The organism is Citrobacter sp. MGH 55 (assembly GCF_016906145.1).
Taxonomy (GTDB): Bacteria; Pseudomonadota; Gammaproteobacteria; order Enterobacterales; family Enterobacteriaceae; genus Citrobacter_A; species Citrobacter_A amalonaticus.
This window is the reverse complement of the sequence record NZ_CP070239.1, coordinates 2,256,536-2,275,670: the sequence shown is the minus strand read 5'-3', so window position 1 is coordinate 2,275,670 and position 19,135 is coordinate 2,256,536. Positions and strand designations below refer to the sequence as shown.

Below are 19,135 nucleotides of genomic sequence, written 5' to 3'. Positions count from 1 at the left end.
TCATGCAATGAGGATATGCCGTGGTGAAGGAGCGTAGAACCGAACTGGTACAGGGATTCCGCCATTCTGTTCCCTATATCAATACCCATCGGGGAAAAACGTTTGTCATTATGCTCGGCGGCGAAGCCATTGAGCATGAAAACTTTTCCAGCATCGTCAATGACATTGGGCTTCTTCACAGCCTCGGCATTCGCCTGGTCGTGGTTTATGGCGCGCGTCCGCAAATTGACGCCAACCTCGCCACTCATCACCATGAGCCGATGTATCACAAAAATACCCGCGTCACCGACGCCAAAACGCTGGAGCTGGTAAAGCAGGCGGCGGGAACGTTGCAACTGGATATCACCGCTCGCCTGTCGATGAGCCTGAACAATACGCCGCTACAGGGGGCGCATATCAACGTGGTCAGCGGCAACTTTATCATTGCGCAGCCGCTGGGCGTCGATGACGGCGTAGATTACTGCCACAGCGGACGTATCCGTCGCATCGATGAAGAGGCGATCCATCGTCAACTGGACAGCGGCGCCATTGTGCTGATGGGCCCCGTTGCGGTGTCTGTCACCGGCGAAAGCTTTAACCTGACTTCAGAAGAGATCGCCACGCAACTGGCGATCAAACTGAAAGCCGAAAAGATGATCGGGTTCTGTTCTTCGCAAGGGGTGACCAACGACGACGGTGATATCGTCTCCGAACTGTTCCCGAACGAGGCCCAGGCGCGCGTAGAAGCACAAGAAGAAAAAGGCGATTACAACTCGGGTACCGTACGCTTTCTGCGTGGCGCGGTGAAAGCCTGTCGCAGCGGCGTCCGTCGTTGTCACCTGATCAGTTATCAGGAAGATGGCGCACTGTTGCAGGAGCTGTTTTCGCGCGACGGTATCGGGACACAAATTGTGATGGAAAGCGCCGAGCAGATCCGCCGCGCCACCATTAACGATATCGGCGGGATCCTGGAGCTGATCCGCCCGCTGGAACAGCAGGGCATTCTGGTGCGTCGTTCACGCGAACAACTGGAAATGGAGATCGACAAGTTCACCATTATCCAGCGCGATAATATGACCATCGCCTGTGCCGCACTGTACCCCTTCCCGGAAGAAAAAATCGGCGAAATGGCCTGCGTGGCTGTCCATCCGGACTACCGCAGTTCTTCAAGGGGAGAAGTGCTACTGGAGCGGATCGCCGCCCAGGCGAAGCAGATTGGCCTGAGCAAGCTGTTCGTCCTGACGACCCGCAGCATTCACTGGTTCCAGGAACGCGGCTTCACGCCGGTGGATATCGACCTGCTGCCGGAAAGCAAGAAAGAGATGTACAACTATCAGCGGAAATCCAAAGTCCTGATGGCGGATCTGGGGTAGCGGTTATCGCATTGCCGGATAGCGACGCAAACGGCTTATCCGGCAACCTCTTATTTAAACAACGTCGACAGCCCACTGCGTCGTTCGGTTCGGGTGGCAATCGCACTGCCAAGTATGCGTTCATCGGCATATAACGACAGGCGGCGACGTGCGCGGGTCACGGCGGTATACACCAGTTCCCGTGTCACCACCGGCGTGCGCTGCGTGGGTAACACCAGCGCGGCATGATCGAACTCCGAGCCCTGAGATTTGTGCACCGTCATCGCCCAGGTCGTTTCATGCTCCGGCAGGCGGCTGGGCTGCACAGACTTAATACTGCCATCCGGCATCGCAAACCAGACCCTTAATCCTTGCCCACGATCGAGCGCCACACCGATATCGCCGTTAAACAAGCCCAGCGCGCTGTCGTTACGGGCAATCATCACTGGCCGCCCTTCATACCAGCGGGAATGTGGCAGGCGATGAATTTTGCGCTTCTGCTGCATAGCCAGTTCGATACGTTCATTCAGTCCGCTCACGCCAAACGGCCCTTCGCGCAGCGCGCACAGCAGCTGGAACTCATTGAATGCCTGAATGATTAATGCAGGCTCCGCACGCGCCTGAAGCAGTTGCAGATAGTGTCCATAACCTGCCAGTGCGTTTTCAAGCATGGCGGTGTAATCTTCACTGCACTCCAGCATCCGTTTATCGATATCGCTGAAGCCTTGCAGGAAAATGTCGTTTATCGCCGCCTTATCGCCACGGTTAATCGCCGCCGCCAGTTGCCCGATGCCGGAATCGCTGCCAAAACGGTAGCTCTTTTGCAGCAGACAGAGGCTGTCCCGTAGCGTGGCGGCGTCTTCGCCAGCACCTGCCGGAACGGACATCCCCGTCAGGCGAGCCAGTTGCTGTGCCCGTTCAGGGGTATAACCCGCATTCACCCAGGCACAGATATCCCCCAGCACCGCCCCCGCCTCGACCGAAGCAAGCTGATCGCGATCGCCAAGGAAAATGATACGCCCGTGCGACGGCAATGCGTCGATCAAGTGCGACATCATCGGCAGGTCGATCATTGACGCCTCATCCACCACCAGCACATCCAGATGTAGCGGGTTGCCCGCGTGATGGCGTAAACGCTGACTGCCGGGTTGCGCGCCCAGCAACCGGTGCAGCGTGCTGGCATCATCCGGGATGCGTTTCTTTTGTTCATCCGTCAGCGGCAACTGACGCAGCGCCTTGCCTAAGGACTCCGTCAAACGCGCCGCTGCTTTACCCGTCGGCGCCGCCAGGCGAATACGGCAACGCTCGCCTTCCGCCATCTGGATCAGCGCCGCCAACAGCCTGGCCACGGTGGTTGTTTTCCCCGTTCCCGGCCCGCCTGAAATCACCGAAATACGGCGGGTCAGCGCGACCGCCGCGGCGACTTTTTGCCAGTTGATTTCGTTTGTCGTCGGGAACAGCGCTTCCAGCGTTTGCGTCAGCAAGGTTTCATCCACCTCAATGGGTCGATTCACCTCGCTAAAGAAATGAGCAACGGTACGTTCGTTGCACCACATCCGGTTCAGATACAAACGGTCGCCATAAAGGACCATCGGCGATGGCCGCTCTCCATGACTGACGGCGTCGGAAGCGAGCAGGCATTCTTCCCAGTTCTCGGGTTCGCCAATGTCGCTAAGGCATGAAGTATAGAAAGGGGGATTATCCGCGTTCAGCGCCAGTTGAGAAAGCGGTAAACAGACGTGCCCTTCTCCGGCGTCCCGGCTGAGTAACGCCGCTGCCAGCGTCACGACAGGTTCATGTTCGCCGGTCACCGCCAGCGCGAATTGCACATCCAGCGGGCGCAGTTGCTTCTGCCCGACGGCCTCAAGCAATCGCTTCTGTAGCGTCATGATGCCTCCTCCAGCACCACCCCGGCAAACATCTCGTCCATCCGGGTAATCAACTCACCCGCCGGGCGTGTGGTGTAAATCCCCTGCTGCGGCTGTTTGCTGTCCACGCCGCGCAGGAACAGATAAATCACGCCGCCAAAATGGCGCTCGTAGTCGTAATCTGCGATGCGATGGCGCAGATACCGGTGCAGCGCGAGGGTATAGAGCTGATACTGCAAATCATAGCGATGCGCCTGCATGGCCGCCGCCATCGCCTCTGGGGTGTAAGCGGCGCTGTTTTCTCCCAGCCAGTTCGATTTGTAATCCAGCAGGTAATAGCGCCCGTTGTGACGAAATACCAGATCGATAAAGCCCTTCAGCATCCCGCGAACCTGGGTGAACTCCAGTGGCGGACAGCCCGCCGAGAGCGGGTCAAACTGGCGGATCAGCGCATCCAGGTTTTCCGCAATAAGCGGTTGGCTAATGGGCAAATAAAACTCCATCTCGACCTGTTTTTCACGCGCAGAAAGCTGGCTCAGACTGACGCCTGTCTCATTGAGTGGCGCATGGAGAATCGCCGTCACCCACGCGGTGATGACCGGTTCCCAGTCGGCATCGTAGCCACCAAGCTCCAGTTTTTCCTGCACCCAGGCAGCCTCAACCGGCTGGGTAAAATCGAGATCTTCAAACAGGCTGTGTAAAAATGTTCCTGGCGACGCGCCGCGTGGAAACTGGTGCGGCGTCAGTTCCGGCTCCTCAACCACTTCACCCACGCCTGTCGCATCAATATCCAGTCGCGGCATCAGATCCTGTGCGATGCCGTGACCACGCTGTTGCAGGCCGGAATAGCTGGTCACCCGCCAGTTGTCGCCCGGCGTTCGTTGCACCCGTCGGGCATTCAGAGACGCCTCGCTCGCAACGGTGCCAGGCAACGGCTCCATACTGACCGCGTCCGGGATACGACAGACGATGTTCTCATCGCAAACTGCGTCTATCGCCGCGCGTAGCCCGGCGGCATCCATCGGTTCGCCTTTTTGCAGCAGACGCCCCAGCGCGCTCTGATGCACATCGGTATCGCCTTTTTTATCGCCCCGACGACGAACCAGAGGTGCGACGCCCAGACTGCAGTGCCAGACTGAACGTGTCAGCGCCACGTACAGTAAACGCAAATCTTCCGCCAGCCTTTCGGCTTCCGCCAGCGCCACGCTTTCGTCCGCCTCGCTCAGATCCAGAACTGCTTCAAACGAGTTGCGGTCGTGATAAAACGCCTGATCCTGAACGCGGAAATTCGTGATAAACGGCAGCCAGACCAGCGGATACTCCAGCCCTTTTGACTTGTGGATGGTGACGATCTGCACCAGATGGCTGTCGCTTTCCAGACGCATTTGCTGGCTGGAAGCATTGCTGTCAGGCTCAAGAATATGCTGCGAGAGCCAGCGCACCAGCGCATGCTCGCTTTCCAGTTGCGAAGCGGCCTCTTGCAATAGCTCACTGATGTGCAAAATATCGGTCAGGCGACGCTCACCTCCCGCCGTTGCCAGCAGGTTCTCCGCAATCTGTCGCGCTGACATCAGCGCACGCAGCATCGGCATCACGCCACGTTTTTGCCAGATTTGACGGTAGCCGACAAACTCGTCAACCACTCGATCCCAGGCGTTTTCATTGCCATTGAGCATGTCAATGTCGCGTGCGTTCAACCCCATCATTGAGGCCGCCAGCGCGCTGCGTAGCGTATTTTCTTTTTCCGGCGCCATCACCGCCTGTAATAGCCAGAGCATCTCCTGCGCTTCCAGCGTTTCAAACACGCTGTCGCGGTTGGAAAGATAGACGGACGGAATCGCCAGTTGTGTCAGGGCATCGCGTACCAGCGCCGCTTCCTGGCGGCTACGCACCAGCACGCTGATATCCGCCGCGCTCACCGGACGCGCGTCGTGACCGCTGATAAGCATCGCCTCTCCGCACAACCCGGCCTTCAGCCAGTCGCGGATCTGCGCAGCACACACCTGCGCCATATAGCTTTGATAATCGCCTATTCCGCAGCTTTCTCCTTCCATCAACCACATCGTCATTGCGGGCTGAGTTTCGCCGTGAAATTCAAAACGCAGCGACTGGTTTTTTTCGGCGTATTTCACCGGCTGGAACGGGATCTCGCGGAACATGAAGGCGTCATCCATCAGGCCGAACAGCCTGTTGACGCTGTTCACCATGCCTGGCGCGGAACGCCAGTTGGTGTCGAGGGTATAGTGCGCGCTGACCTCACTGCGGGCCTTCATATAGGTAAAAATATCCGCGCCGCGAAACGCATAAATCGCCTGTTTCGGGTCGCCAATCAGTAGCAGCGCGGTGTCTGGCTGATGCTGCCAGATGCGGCGGAAAATACGGTATTGCTGCGGATCGGTATCCTGGAACTCATCGATCATTGCTACCGGGAAGCGGGTACGGATCGCCGCCGCCAGCACATCGCCGCTTTCACTGCGCAGCGCGCTATCCAGTCGGCTGAGCATATCGTCAAACCCCAGTTCACCCCGGCGGCGTTTTTCTTTCGCCACCGTTTCACGGATCTCCACCAGCGCGCGGGTGATCATCAGATCTCTGAGCGTCAGCGGTTCCGCCAGTAATTCATCAATCGCGACAAACAGCGGATGCTGCGGCACAACGCCGCCTTCTTTGGTTCTGTCCTCAAGGAAACGCTGAGAGAATTTCTCCAGTGCCTCTGGCAACTGGTAGCTTTGCGTTGCTGACTGCGCCCAGGCGCTGATCTTCTCGATCCATTTGCCCTGGTTGCCACGGTTAAATTTTCGCCGGTCGATACCTGAGGCTTCCATCAATCCCTCAAGTTCACCGACCGCGTCACACCACTGTTGCTTAAGCGCATTGATTCGCTGCACGATCTGTTGGTGACGGGATGCCAGCGTTTCGTCATCTGGCGGCGGCGCTTTAATGACCGGCGCTTCCCCTTGCAGGTAACGGTTAATATCCGCCAGCAGCGCCTGCGGCCCTTTCCACGTTTCAAACACCACCTGGGCAATTTCACGCGGCAGGGGGTAACAGTGACGGCGCCAGAAATCCGCACAGGCCTGGTAGCGCAGCAGCGATTCATCCTCGATCAACTGTTGTTCAAATAACATGCCGGATTCGAAGGCATTCAGACTCAGCATGCGCTGACAAAAACCGTGGATGGTGAATACCGCCGCCTCATCCATCTGTCTTTCGGCGAGCAGCAGCCACTGCGCCGCCTGCTTTTTATCGTCGATTTCATCCAGCAGACGGGCATAAAGGGGGTTGTCAGTCGATTCGCGCAGGCAGGCGATACGCAGCTCATGAATATTACTGCGGATACGCCCGCGTAACTCCTCGGTGGCTGCCTCAGTAAAGGTTACCACCAGCAGTTCTTCAACGGTCAGGGGACGGGGAAAGGCGGAAGACCCGCCGAGCCCGAGGAGCAGGCGCAGATAGAGCGCCGCGATAGTAAAGGTTTTGCCGGTGCCCGCAGAGGCTTCAATCAGGCGCTCGCCCGTGAGGGGCAAGCGCAGGGGATCAAGGGACTCGGCGACATCATTCATTTTGTTCTCTCACCAGAGGCAAAGTTTGCTGCAACGCGCTGACGTTGTCCCACACTTTCCAGCCTTCCGGGTGCACATAGTGCGGCTTCCCGTTTTGACCGCCGGAAATCTGCGACAGTACCGCCATGCCTTGCGGCTCGACCACCGCCTGATGGAAGAAATCAGCAAGCTTTTGCGGCGTCAGCTGTTTTATCTGAGCCACAATTTTATCACGTGAATCGAAGCGCATATTGCCGCGATCGAAATCTTTGCTTAATTTCGACGCTTCTTCACCCAGCGTTTGCGGTGCCTGCAACATCTGCGCGACGATCGCCTGTTTAATCTGGGCGAACTCTTCCGGTTTCATTGCCCGCAGTTTTGCTTCCGCCGTGGGGAAAAACGCCTTGTAGCGTTCCCAGAGATACGGCGGCTGTTTATCGCTGCTTTGCAGCAGGAAACCCATTCCCCACTGGCGTCCGACGCTCATCGGGAAGGCAAACACCGCATACCCTAACTGCTCTTCCGTTCGCAGTTGATTGTAGAACCACGGCTGGACAATCTGGCCCAGCATGGCGCTGTAGGCCGAGCTGGCATACTCGTCATAACCGGCAGGGACAAAGACTGCCGCCAGCGCGGAGTCGGTACTGCTGCCCGCTTTTTCAAAAATGACAGACTGCTTCTTATCCACCAGCACATCTTTGTTGCGACACCATTCGGAACCGTTCGCCCCCAGCTGTTTCTGGATATCCCGCGCCATCGTCGTGACCTGCGCTTCGCTCATGTTGCCAACCGCCAGAAACTCCGGACGAGCGCCTGTTTTCAGTGCTTCACGGTAGGCCATCACCTCTTTCAGGGTGATCGACGGCAGCAGTGCACGCCGTTCGTCACGGGAAAAATAAGGCACCTGAGAGATCATCTGCACCGGCATAATCGCCTGCTCGTAGGCTTTCCCCTTTTCGGCAGAATCCATCATCTGGCTATACCAGGATTTCGCCTGCTCAAGCTGCTCTTCAGTTGCGGTATAGCTGAAATAACCTGCAAGCAATGCCTGGAAAAGTTGCGGCAGACGCTGCGTATAGCCGTCAGCATTGAGCATTAAGCCATTGTTGGCGTTGGTTGAGAAACCGATGCCGCCCACCGCCGCCTGGTTACTTAACTGATCGAGCGCAATTCCCGCCAGATAATCGTTCAGCGCAAACATGACCTGGTTTCTGGCGCTGTCCATCGCCTGCGGATTACGCAGAATGACGCTCACGTCCGCTTTCGGTTCGCTGGCGAAATACTGGCTCGGGGTGTATACCACGCGCAAATTAGGCTCATCGACAATCAGCGCCGGACGGTCGTATTTCTTTTCCGGCTTGATCAGCGTGAAATCGTCAGGAATGTAAGGGTTCAGTTCCGGCAGAGACAGAGCTATCTCCTGCGCTTTCTTCTGCCAGTCGCTGAACGTCTGCTCGCTGATTTTATTGACCTGATAAGGAGCATCAACAAAGTAAGCGGTCTTGTTGTGCGGTTCTTTTGGGCTGATGTACCAGATTCGCGCATTTTGCGGCGTCATCATCTCCAGACGCGCCTGAATGGCTTTCGCATCGTATTGATCAGCAATGTTCACTGCGTCCAGAGTATGCGCCACCGGCACGCGGATCATGGTATCCGCCAGCCATTCGACGTAATCCATATCACGGGTGATCGACGGGTAACGGAAGTCCAGATCAAGCACATGCGACAGCTCGTCAAAGTAGCGTTTATCGACGCCCTTTTCGCGTAACAAATTGAGATAGCTGAAAATAGCCGCAACCACTTCTTCGCGGTTCGCCAGCCCTTTGTCGGTCAGGGTAGCGGAAATGGCTAACACACCGCTGTTGCCGTTGACTACCGGATCGGAGTCCGCGCGAATACCTTCCACCAGCCCTTGTTTTTGCAGCCAGTCAGAAAGCGTACCCGGGCTACGGTTACCGATCAGATAGGTGATCAGTTCATCGGTTTTACTGCGAAACTGCGCACTGTTGTTGTCGATTCGGAACTCAACGCGCAGCACTTTACGCGGCAGCGCAGGAACGTAATGGATGATAACGCCCTTCTGCGCATCAGTGACGACCGGAACGGTAATTTCCGGCTTTTCGATATTCTTGTTGGGCACTCGCCCAAAGGTCTCTGCAGCAATCTTTGCCAGTTCCGGCAACGGCTTATTGCTGTAGATAACCGCTTTCATCAGATTGGCGGAGTAATACTTGCTGTGAAAATCGCGCAACGCCTGTTGCACCGGATTACCCGGTTTGTCGCTTAAGGTTTCCAGGTTACCGCCGGAAAAACGTGAACCGGGGTGAGCCGGGTTGATGGTTTCCGCGCTCACCTGCGCCATTCGCATCCCGTCACGGGTACGCGCCATCGTCAGCTCAGCGTTTACTGCATTGCGCTCACGCTCGGCATATTTTTTATCCAGTAACGGTTCAGCAATGGCATCAGCCAGGCGGTCAACGGCGCCAGTAAGCGCGTCGTTTTCCACTTCCAGATAGAACGCCGTGCGGTACGGCGCAGTGCTGGCATTGTGGCTGCCGCCATGCAATTTGAGGTATTCCGCAAGGCTATCGGCCTGTGGGTACTTTTTCGATCCCATCAGACACATGTGTTCAAGATAATGTGCCAGTCCCTGATGCGCATCAGGATCTTCCAGAGACCCCACGGGCACCACCAGCGCAGAAAGCGATTTCACCGCCTGCGGGTCGGATACCAGTAATACCACCAAACCATTATCGAGACGGACGGCCTGATACTGGCGGGTATCTTTGTCGCTTTTACGGATGGTTTCCGCAATGGGTTGCCAACCGGTATCTGCCTGACTTAAAGGCGCCCAAAAGGCGACCAACAACAGTAACGCTTTGAACCAGGTGCTGCGGGGCATTCAAGAACCTCATCATTAACTTTCTTTCTGCGCAAAGACACATTGGATGCTTCTCTGAGCAGGGCAACGCATCATAAAGGAAGCATCAAAATTGCGCAATTTTTATACAATCATCACGACTGATTAAATCTGAAAAGCGGAAGCAGGTAACGTTGTGACTGCAAAATAATGGCCTCAAAGGTTTCAGAGTCCAGTTGTCGCCACAGGCGCTGATACCAGATATCCTCGCCTTCGCCACGCACAACCATGTTGCCTTCGTAAGCCTGCATAAACTTCACGCGGGCTTTTTGACGCGTATCATCGTCATCTAACATGGCATCATTTGCCGCGTCATAACAGGTTTTTATCCACGCGCCACCGCTTTCCGGTAGCACCAGCAGCGGTGTGGACATCCCTTCGTGATATCCGTCAATCAATTGCGCCAGATACCCCAATGCCTGCTCTTGCTCCAGCGGTGGGAAGCGCCACTCTCCGTCTTTTCGCAAAAACAGCCGGCTTTCACCTTTTCCTCCGCAGGCACAATAGACAAGGTGTTCGAGCCAAAGTTGCACGCCTTGTGAAATGCTGATTAACGAAGGCCGCCAGCGCAACAGACCATCTTCTTGCACCTGCGGCAGCCAGCCCGTCAACTGTACGCCATTGCAGTGCAGATCAACCTCCAGGCTTTGGCTCGGCTGACGACAAGCCACGATCCTGTCCGCCAGCGTCTGCATTTCCTGATGCTGAGCTTCCCAGAGGATATCGCCATAGGCCCCATACGGCAGATCCCCCGCCGCACGGAAGCGACGGAACAGACGTTCGGCATCATCCTGTTCAACCAGCGCATTCAGTAACTGCTGGTTGAGCTGATAACGGGTCAACCCTTCCAGGGTAAACGGTTCGGTGTCCGGGATCTCACGCTCTTCGGAGCGGAAATTAACCTGCAGACGCTGCTGGAAAAACGCCCGCACCGGATGCGCCCAGAAGCGCTGCAGCGTTTCCAGACTCAGCGTCTCTGGCATATCAAAGGCTAACGGCTGCACAAAATCGCTATGGGCTTCTCCACGACGGCTTGCCGCCGGTAGCCATTCGCTGGCGTAGCTCTGCTGTTCACCGGGCAGGAAGTTTTGCGCATCGAACGGCATACGGGTATGCAGGCGGGCGATATGCGCTTTCACCCGTTTCTCGCTCTCATCGCTGGTTAACGCGTCGTCACCCGGCAGGTAGTGGCTTTGTCCGATGTAATCGAGCAGTTCCTGCACCAGCACGGAAGGAAACCGTTCGCTGTTATCCTGGATCGAGCGCCCGATATAGCTGATGTAAAGCGACTGCTGGGCAGAAATTAAGGCTTCAAGGAACAGATAGCGGTCATCATCACGACGACTGCGATCCCCACGCATTGGTTTCTGGCTCATGAGATCAAAACCGAGCGGTGCAAGCTGGCGCGGATAAACACCGTCGTTCATTCCCAGCAGACAGACCACTTTGAAAGGAATGGAGCGCATCGGCATCAGCGTACAGATGTTTACCGGCCCGGCTAAAAAGCGCTGACTAATTCGCTCCTGATCCAACCGCTTCGCCAGTTCATCGCGCAACAGGGATAGCGGAACCGCATCTCCATACTTAGCCTCTATACCTTCGGCGATGATCGCCTGCCACTGCTGCTCGATAAGGGTCATGGCCGCCTCGGTTTCAGCGTCAGGCAGGAAGAAATCGTTGAGCATCTCGCGACACACTGGCAGCCACTCTTCCAGTGGACGTTCCTGTGCCAGGCCACGACGCCAGAGATTAAGCTGCATCAGTAACGACGCCAGATGCCCTACCAGTTCGGCGATGAGTCCACAGGACTCATCGTAAGGCAGAACGGACTGCCACTCGCCCTGCGCACTTTCCATGGCATAGCCCAGCAGCATGCGCGTCAGGCCAAACTGCCACGTATGCTGTCCCGTTGTCGGAAGTTCCAGTTCGCGCACGTTGTCGTCATCAATGCCCCAGCGAATGCCCGATTCATTGACCCACAACCGCAAGTAACGCAATCCTTCTTCGCTGATATTGAAGCGTGCCGCCAGCACCGGGACATCCAGCAGCGCCAGCACGTCCTCAGAAACAAAACGGCTGTCAGGCAATGACAGCAGGCTGATGAACGCCTGCAACACCGGGTGTGACTGACGCGCCCGACGATCGGAAATCGCATAAGGTAGATAACGCTCCGCAGGGGCGCTGCCAAAGACGGCCTGAATAAACGGGCTATAGCTGTCGATATCCGCCACCATCACGATGATGTCTCGCGGGGTGAGCGTTGGGTCCGCCTCCAGCATTGCCAGCAGACGATCGTGGAGGACTTCGACTTCACGCTGGGGGCTATGACAGACATGGAAGGTGACGCTGGTGTCGTTTGGATCAAGGCGTCGCTTATTGTCACTGCGGGAATACTCTTCCAGACTCACGCCCGCCACTGCGCGGTTTTCCAGCTCAAGGATATCGGCCTGGATGTTATGCAGCAGGTTATCCGGCGTAATGTCGACAAACGCATCCAGCTCCTGGCTGTTTTCCAGTTCGGAGAGCAGATAAATATAGTCGCGCCCCAGTTTCCCCCACGAGGCCAACATCGGGTTACCGACATCCTGTTCGCCATCGCCGTTAAACAAACTTTCGGCATTCGCATTGTCACGAAACAGCGGTAAATGACGGTCTTCAAAACTGTGTCGCCGCTGACGTGCCAGCAGTTTTGCCAGATACGCCGGATCTTTAATATCGCCCCAGTAGTAGCGGCAGGGATTGGTGAAGAGCAGATGAATCTCGATATGTTTACCGAGCGCCTGCAGTGCCTGTAGGTATACCGGTGGCAACGCAGAGATCCCACAGATAAACACACGAGAAGGAAGTCCTGGTGGGCAGCGTTCAGCCTTTTCGAGGGTCTGGATAAACCGTTGATAGAGATTGGCACGATGCCAGCGCGGTTGCCCCAGCGCATCGGTATATTCCACCAACGCTTTCCATAGCGGCGCCTGCCAGCTTTGCGCCTCTCCTAACCCTTCGACCATTCGCCCTGCTTCCCACTGGGTTAGCCATTCCGGTCGGTACACCAGATACTGATCGAAAAGATCCGCCGCGCGCGACGACAACTGAAACAGCTTACGTTTATCCGTATCGTCCGTCAGATAGTGGCGTAGTAACGCGAAATCATCATGATCCAGCAGTTGCGGGAGCAGCGTCATCAACTTCCAGCTCATGCTTTGTTTGCTGAAAGCGCTCTCTTTGGGGATCTCCGGCAGTACGCGGACGAACATTTCCCAGATAAAACTTGCCGGGAGTGGGAAGTCTATGTTGGCGGCGATACCGAATTTCTGCGAAAGGGTCATCTGTAGCCACTGCGCCATCCCGGTACTCTGCACCAGAATCATTTCCGGCTCAAAAGGATCGTCCAGCCGATCGCGCTCGACGATGAACTCCATCAATGCTTCCAGCACATCCAGACGATTTGAGTGGTAGACCCTTAACATAGAGACTCCTGGCAACTAACGGTTTGGGCAGTGCAGGCGCGTCATTTTCCCCTGCCTGCCCTGAGGTGAAGATAGCGTAACGCTGATGCTGACACATCCCGCCTGCGTTGTCTGCATCCGGTTAACCTGCCAGTTAACAGGTGGCGAAAACGAACGCAGTTGCGTCTGCTGCCAGCCCTGACGCCAGAGTTGCAGGTACTGGCTCCTGATGAAAAAACCGTTCATTAGCGCGCGCTGGTATCCGGAAAGCGCCGTCACCACCATCACCATAAGAACCATTGCCAGTATCACCTCTGGCAGGCTAAATCCGCGCTGGCGGCTCAGGGGAGCTGGCATAGCGCGACCTCCCGTAGCGGACAGAAATCGCTCCAGCCATGAAGAGAAAAGACGACGTTTTCCTCCTGTTGCTCGCCTTCTCGCCATAGGGAGGTTCCCTGATAGCTGGCAATAAGCAAAGCGCGACTGTTGGCGAGTCTGCGCAGGCAGACGGGGACATTGGCATCCCCGTAGTACCGACACGGTTTATCCGAGCTTATCGACCATGGCTGCATCCTGCCCCACTCCATGGCTGACTGTACGACAGCCTGGCGTTGCAGAGCCTGACTTTCTATCGTCACCCGCGAAGCAAAACTGCTCTGCTGCTGGTTAACGCCCTGCAACAGTAAGCTGCCGAGGACCAACAGCAGCAGAACCAGCGCCAGAGAGGAGACGCCCCGTTCGCGGTTCATAAATTAAACCCGGTAACGCTGTAGCGTGCATCGACCACGGCTTGCGGATCCCTCCGGCTAATGCCGCGCAGATGTATGGTCAATTCGGGCGCAAAGCCCGCGATATCCTGAGGCACAACCTCAAATGCCGTAATGTGTACGACGTCAGGATCGGTCATTTTATCCCATCCTTTTCCACTGCACGTTTTCGCGCCGCGCTGCGTCTCCAGCACGTTATCATTCAGGCGAAACCCGGTTTGTTCAGCCTCCTTTACCGGCTCGCTTTCCCAGACGCCATTCGCGTTGGCGTCCCACTGAACGATGACACACTGTCCCGCGTTGGTAATGTTTACTCCATCACCACTACAGCTACCGTGGCAATATCCTGCGCGTTGGAGGTGTTTCGCAATGGTGTACACCCGCTGCCACATGTCATCCTCCAGCGCGAGTCTGCGGGTCTGCTGCAAAATATCGCGCTGTAATGCCGGTAAAAAACGGGCGGCTCCCAGCAACAGTACGCTGCTGATCGCCATTGCAATCAGCACCTCAAGCAGAGAGAAACCGCGTTCACTCACCGACAATCCTGGGTATCGTCGCGCTCGCACAAGCGGATCCGTCCCCACGGTGAAACCACTACCCGCCATTCGCCTGTCGCATTTTTCAGACGGATATTCCCCGGCCACGCGGTATTGCGCTGACCATAAAACGTCAGTGAAGCCGTAATCCCGACGAGCTCGACATCGTGCCAGAGCGGCACAAAAACGAGCGCCGAGCGCGGCGTACAGGTATTTCGTGAGGCTGTCGAACTGACAAGACACCATGACGCGTCCTCCCTGATGGCGGTAATAATGTGATCGCGGTTATGCCAGTTGGCATCTTCCCGTAGCTGCAGCAAGAAATCGCGCAACTGACAGGCGGTCTGCCAGAGATGTTGCTGTTGCTGCCACTGCTGCCAGCCATAGAGTCCTGTTGCACTCAGGCTGATAGTAATAAGCATCGCGACCAGCGTTTCGATGAGCGTATAGCCCTGCTGTGTATTCATGGCGGCAGTATGACGCGTCGGGAGGTTAACACGAGGCGAGAATTCAGGTTTTTCGGCGCGTTACGAAAGAAATTTACTCTGTTACAGCAGGTTGCATCATTTCAGGAACCCGCGCCGAAAAACCAAAATTTGGGTAAAAAAAACCGACGCGCAAAGGCGTCGGTTATGACAGGATAAAGCCGTCAGATAGCAACCGGCGCTTTTATCCCCGGATGCGGGTCGTAACCCTCGATTTCAAAATCTTCGAAGCGATAGTCGAAGAGGGAATCAGGTTTACGTTTAATCACCAGTTTCGGCAGTGCGCGCGGTTCGCGAGTCAGTTGCAGATGCGTCTGCTCCATGTGGTTGCTGTACAGATGCGTGTCACCACCGGTCCAGACGAAATCACCGACCTCCAGATCGCACTGCTGCGCCATCATATGCACCAGCAACGCATAGCTGGCGATGTTAAACGGCAGGCCAAGGAACACGTCGCAGGAGCGCTGATACAGCTGGCAAGAGAGTTTGCCGTCCGCGACATAGAACTGGAAGAACGCGTGGCATGGCGCCAGCGCCATTTTGTCCAGTTCGCCGACGTTCCACGCCGAAACGATAATACGGCGCGAATCGGGATCATTTTTCAACTGGTTCAGCACCGTCGTGATCTGATCAATGTGGCGACCGTCCGGCGTTGGCCAGGCGCGCCACTGTTTGCCATACACCGGGCCCAGGTTGCCGTTTTCATCCGCCCATTCGTCCCAGATGGTGACGTTATTGTCGTGCAGATAGGCCACGTTGGTGTCACCTTGCAGGAACCACAGCAGCTCGTGGATGATGGAGCGCAAGTGGCAACGTTTTGTCGTCACCAGCGGGAATCCTTCCTGCAGGTTAAAACGCATCTGATGACCAAAAATGGAAAGCGTTCCGGTTCCGGTACGGTCGTTTTTCTGTGTGCCTTCATCCAGCACTTTTTGCATCAGTTCTAAATACTGTTTCATGGTTCCTCAGGAAACGTGTTGCTGTGGGCGACGGCGATAGGCCCAAACCATCATGATCACACCAGCGACAATCATCGGAATCGAGAGGATCTGTCCCATGCTGATGTACTGTACCCATTCACCGGTGAACTGCTGATCCGGCTGACGGAAGAATTCAACAATGATACGAAACGCGCCGTAGCCAATCAAAAACAGCCCGGAGACTGACCCCATCGGACGCGGTTTACGAATAAACAGGTTAAGAATGATAAACAGCACTACGCCTTCCAGCGCCATCTCATAGAGCTGAGACGCATGGCGCGGTAGAGAGCCGTAGGTATCAAAAATAGATTGCCATTGCGGGTTGGTTTGCAACAGCAGAATGTCTTCAGTGCGCGACCCGGGAAACAGCATGGCGTAAGAGAAATTTGGGTCGACACGGCCCCACAGTTCGCCATTGATAAAGTTGCCCAGACGCCCGGCCCCCAGCCCAAACGGGATCAGCGGCGCAATAAAATCAGAAACCTGGAAGAAACTGCGCTTCGTGCGTTTGGCGAAAATGATCATCACCAGAATCACGCCAATCAGACCACCGTGGAAGGACATACCTCCGTCCCAGACGCGGAACAGGTACAGCGGATTATCCAGGAACAGCGGGAAGTTATAGAACAGCACATAGCCAATACGCCCCCCGAGGAAGACCCCGAGGAAGCCTGCATAAAGTAAGTTTTCGACTTCATTTTTGGTCCAGCCACTGCCCGGACGGTTGGCTCGGCGCGTCGCCAGCCACATCGCGAAAATAAAGCCGACCAGATACATTAAGCCGTACCAGTGAAGTGCGACGGGCCCAATTGAGAAAATGACCGGATCGAATTCCGGAAAATGCAGATAGCTACTGGTCATCTGTCACCACAAGTTCTTGTTATTTCGCTGAAAAAATTCAGCAAGCGATATGCACACCCACTACTTACAGGCGCTCCAAAGGAGCGAATGATAGCATACGAGGTTCTGTGAGGCTGTCGGGAAGATGTAAAAGATCTGTATAGCGCTTTTACAACCCCCCGCGAATCAGGCCGCCCATGCCACGACGCTCCATAAACGCTGCCACCTGATGGCGCACTTCCGTTGCCAGTTGTGCCTCAAGGCTGCGTTGGGCAAGGATTTTTGCCTCTTCGTAATCAATGCGACGCAGCAGGTATTTTACGCGCGCCACAGAGCGACCGTTCATTGAAAGATGGCGGAAACCCAGTCCAATCAGGATGGTGACGCACATCGGATCGCCCGCCATTTCGCCACATACGCGCAGGTCGATATCGCTACGCTCAGCTTCCTGCGCAATCATCGACAGCGCGCGTAGCATTCCTGGATGCAAACTGTCATAAATGCTGGCAACGCGCGTATTGTTGCGATCCACCGCCAGCACGTACTGGGTCAGATCGTTAGTCCCGACGGAGACAAAATCGATACGACTCGCCAGATTCGGCAGCATAAAGACCATCGACGGTACTTCCAGCATGATGCCGATACGCGGTTTCGGGATCGCGTACCCAATCATCTCTTCCACTTCGCGGCCCGCACGTTCAATCAGGCGGCGCGCTTCATCCACCTCATCGATACTGGTTACCATCGGCAGCAGAATACTCAGATTGCCCGTCGCCGCATTGGCGCGCAGCATCGCCCGCACCTGGACAAGGAAGATTTCCGGCTGATCGAGCGTAATGCGGATGCCTCGCCAGCCCAGGCAGGGATTCTCCTCGCTGATTGGCATGTACGGCAGCTGTTTGTCCGCGCCAACGTCCAGCGTTCGTAACGTCACCGGCTTGTCATTAAACATCTGCAACATGCCCTGGTACTGCGCCACCTGCTCTTCTTCCGAAGGGAAACCGCTTTGCAGCATGAAGGGAATTTCGGTGCGATACAGGCCAATGCCGTCGATACGACTGCCCAGCTTTTCTTCATGTTCCGGGCTGAGTCCCGCGTTCAGCATAACTTTGATCCGCTCACCGCTTTTCAGCTGTGCGGGTAAATTGACGTCATCTTCCGCCAGTCGGCTGAGCTCGTTCTCTTCGCTGATAAGCCGCTGATATTCCTGGATCAATACCGGTTCAGGATCGACCAGCAGCTCACCGCGGTAGCCATCCACCACCAACGTACGCCGGTGCAGCACCGATGGCTGAATATCGGCGCCCATCACGGTGGGAATCCCCATGGCACGGACCATGATCGCAGCATGGGAGTTGGCCGCCCCGTCGCGGACAACAACGCCCGCCAGCCGGTCCTGCGGCAGTTCCGCCAGCGTGGTGGCCGAGAGTTCATCAGCCACCAGCACGAAGCGTTCTGGCCAGGCATTTGGCCCTTGTATGGAATCATCGAGATGGAACAGCAGGCGTTGGCCCAGCGCACGCAGGTCGCCTGCACGCTCTTTGAGATAGTTGTCGCTCAGCGCGGCAAACTGTTCGGCAAACTTTTCGATGATCGTTTTGACCGCCCATTCGGCCACAGACCCTTTATCCACTTCGGCAAACAGCTCGCGTCGCAGGCGGGCATCGGAAAGCAGGTGCGAATAGAGATCGAATATCGCGGCGGTCTCTTTCTGCGCCCCAGCAGCAAACCGCTTGCTGTAACGGCGAAACTCATTTGCCGCCTCTTCCAGCGCACCGGTCAGGCGCTCACGCTCCAGAGCGGGATCCAGCGTCGAGGCCTGATACACCTGCTCCATCAGCGGTAGCGTCGCATCCTGCCAGCCTTCGGCAATCGCCACGCCCGGCGCCGCCGGTAGCGCACGAATTCGCGTCTGGCGATACTGGCCGAACAGGGCGGTAAGCTGAGATTGTGACAGAATCGCTGCCATCTGCGTGGCAAGTGTCACCAGGAAAGATTCTTCGCTTTCATCGTACTGGCGCAGTTCGCGCTGCTGTACAACGAGGACGCCCAGCAGTTGACGACGCTGAATGATCGGCACCCCGAGGAAGGCACGGAAGCGTTCTTCTTTTACCGAGGGGATGTATTTAAAACTGGGGTGTTTTTGCGCATCAGCGAGGTTGATAGGTTCCGCCAGCCTGCCAACCAGGCCGACGATACCTTCATCAAATGCGAGTGCGACAGTACGACCGCGCGGTTTTTTAAGCCCCCGCGTCGCCATGAGGTAATAACAACGCCGGTCATGATCGGCCAGATAAACCGAGCAGACCTCTGTATCCATCGCAAGACAGATGTCAGTAACCAGAATATTCAGCGCTTCATTAAGACGCGGAGCACTGGCCACCTTTTCGACTATTTCGCGCAGGCGGGTGAGCATAATTTGC

At 56.1% G+C, this 19,135-nt stretch carries 12 protein-coding genes; 1 reads left to right on the top strand and 11 read right to left on the bottom strand.

Annotated features, from left to right (window positions below):
• Positions 1-20 precede the first annotated feature (20 nt).
• Complete coding sequence (gene argA / locus JTI98_RS09170) at positions 21-1,352, top strand: amino-acid N-acetyltransferase (RefSeq protein WP_042999482.1); 1,332 nt, start codon at positions 21-23, stop codon at positions 1,350-1,352.
• Positions 1,353-1,402: 50 nt separating this feature from the next.
• Here argA and recD read toward each other — a convergent pair whose 3' ends face one another.
• The 11 genes from recD to ptsP all read right to left on the bottom strand — a co-directional run bounded on the left by recD (position 1,403) and on the right by ptsP (position 19,128).
• A complete protein-coding gene (gene recD / locus JTI98_RS09165; RefSeq protein ID WP_216082164.1) occupies positions 1,403-3,220 on the bottom strand; it encodes an exodeoxyribonuclease V subunit alpha in 1,818 nt (605 codons plus the stop codon).
• On the bottom strand, positions 3,217-6,762 hold the full coding sequence (gene recB, locus JTI98_RS09160) for an exodeoxyribonuclease V subunit beta (protein ID WP_216082163.1): 3,546 nt from the start codon (positions 6,760-6,762) through the stop codon (positions 3,217-3,219). The genes recD and recB overlap by 4 nt, the downstream gene beginning before the upstream one ends.
• Positions 6,755-9,643: a pitrilysin gene (gene ptrA / locus JTI98_RS09155; RefSeq protein WP_216082162.1), complete on the bottom strand. Its 2,889-nt coding sequence runs from the start codon at positions 9,641-9,643 to the stop codon at positions 6,755-6,757. The genes recB and ptrA overlap by 8 nt, the downstream gene beginning before the upstream one ends.
• Positions 9,644-9,756: 113 nt before the next feature.
• Positions 9,757-13,125, bottom strand: coding sequence for an exodeoxyribonuclease V subunit gamma (gene recC, locus JTI98_RS09150; RefSeq protein ID WP_216082161.1), 3,369 nt, complete (start codon positions 13,123-13,125; stop codon positions 9,757-9,759).
• 15 nt (positions 13,126-13,140) lie between these two features.
• Entirely contained in the window at positions 13,141-13,461 is a 321-nt protein-coding gene (locus JTI98_RS09145; protein ID WP_058587053.1) for a prepilin-type N-terminal cleavage/methylation domain-containing protein, read from the bottom strand.
• Entirely contained in the window at positions 13,446-13,853 is a 408-nt protein-coding gene (locus tag JTI98_RS09140) for a DUF2509 family protein (RefSeq protein ID WP_044328065.1), read from the bottom strand. The genes JTI98_RS09145 and JTI98_RS09140 overlap by 16 nt, the downstream gene beginning before the upstream one ends.
• Complete coding sequence (locus JTI98_RS09135) at positions 13,850-14,413, bottom strand: prepilin peptidase-dependent protein (protein ID WP_044328066.1); 564 nt, start codon at positions 14,411-14,413, stop codon at positions 13,850-13,852. Before JTI98_RS09135 ends, JTI98_RS09140 begins: the two co-directional genes overlap by 4 nt.
• Entirely contained in the window at positions 14,404-14,874 is a 471-nt protein-coding gene (locus JTI98_RS09130) for a prepilin peptidase-dependent protein (RefSeq protein ID WP_058587055.1), read from the bottom strand. Before JTI98_RS09130 ends, JTI98_RS09135 begins: the two co-directional genes overlap by 10 nt.
• Positions 14,875-15,056: 182 nt before the next feature.
• Positions 15,057-15,851, bottom strand: coding sequence for a thymidylate synthase (gene thyA, locus JTI98_RS09125; RefSeq protein ID WP_042999473.1), 795 nt, complete (start codon positions 15,849-15,851; stop codon positions 15,057-15,059).
• 6 nt (positions 15,852-15,857) lie between these two features.
• A complete protein-coding gene (gene lgt, locus JTI98_RS09120) occupies positions 15,858-16,733 on the bottom strand; it encodes a prolipoprotein diacylglyceryl transferase (RefSeq protein ID WP_042322421.1) in 876 nt (291 codons plus the stop codon).
• 148 nt (positions 16,734-16,881) lie between these two features.
• Positions 16,882-19,128, bottom strand: a complete 2,247-nt coding sequence (gene ptsP, locus JTI98_RS09115) for a phosphoenolpyruvate--protein phosphotransferase (RefSeq protein ID WP_044254183.1) — start codon at positions 19,126-19,128, stop codon at positions 16,882-16,884.
• Between the last annotated feature and the right edge of the window lie 7 nt (positions 19,129-19,135).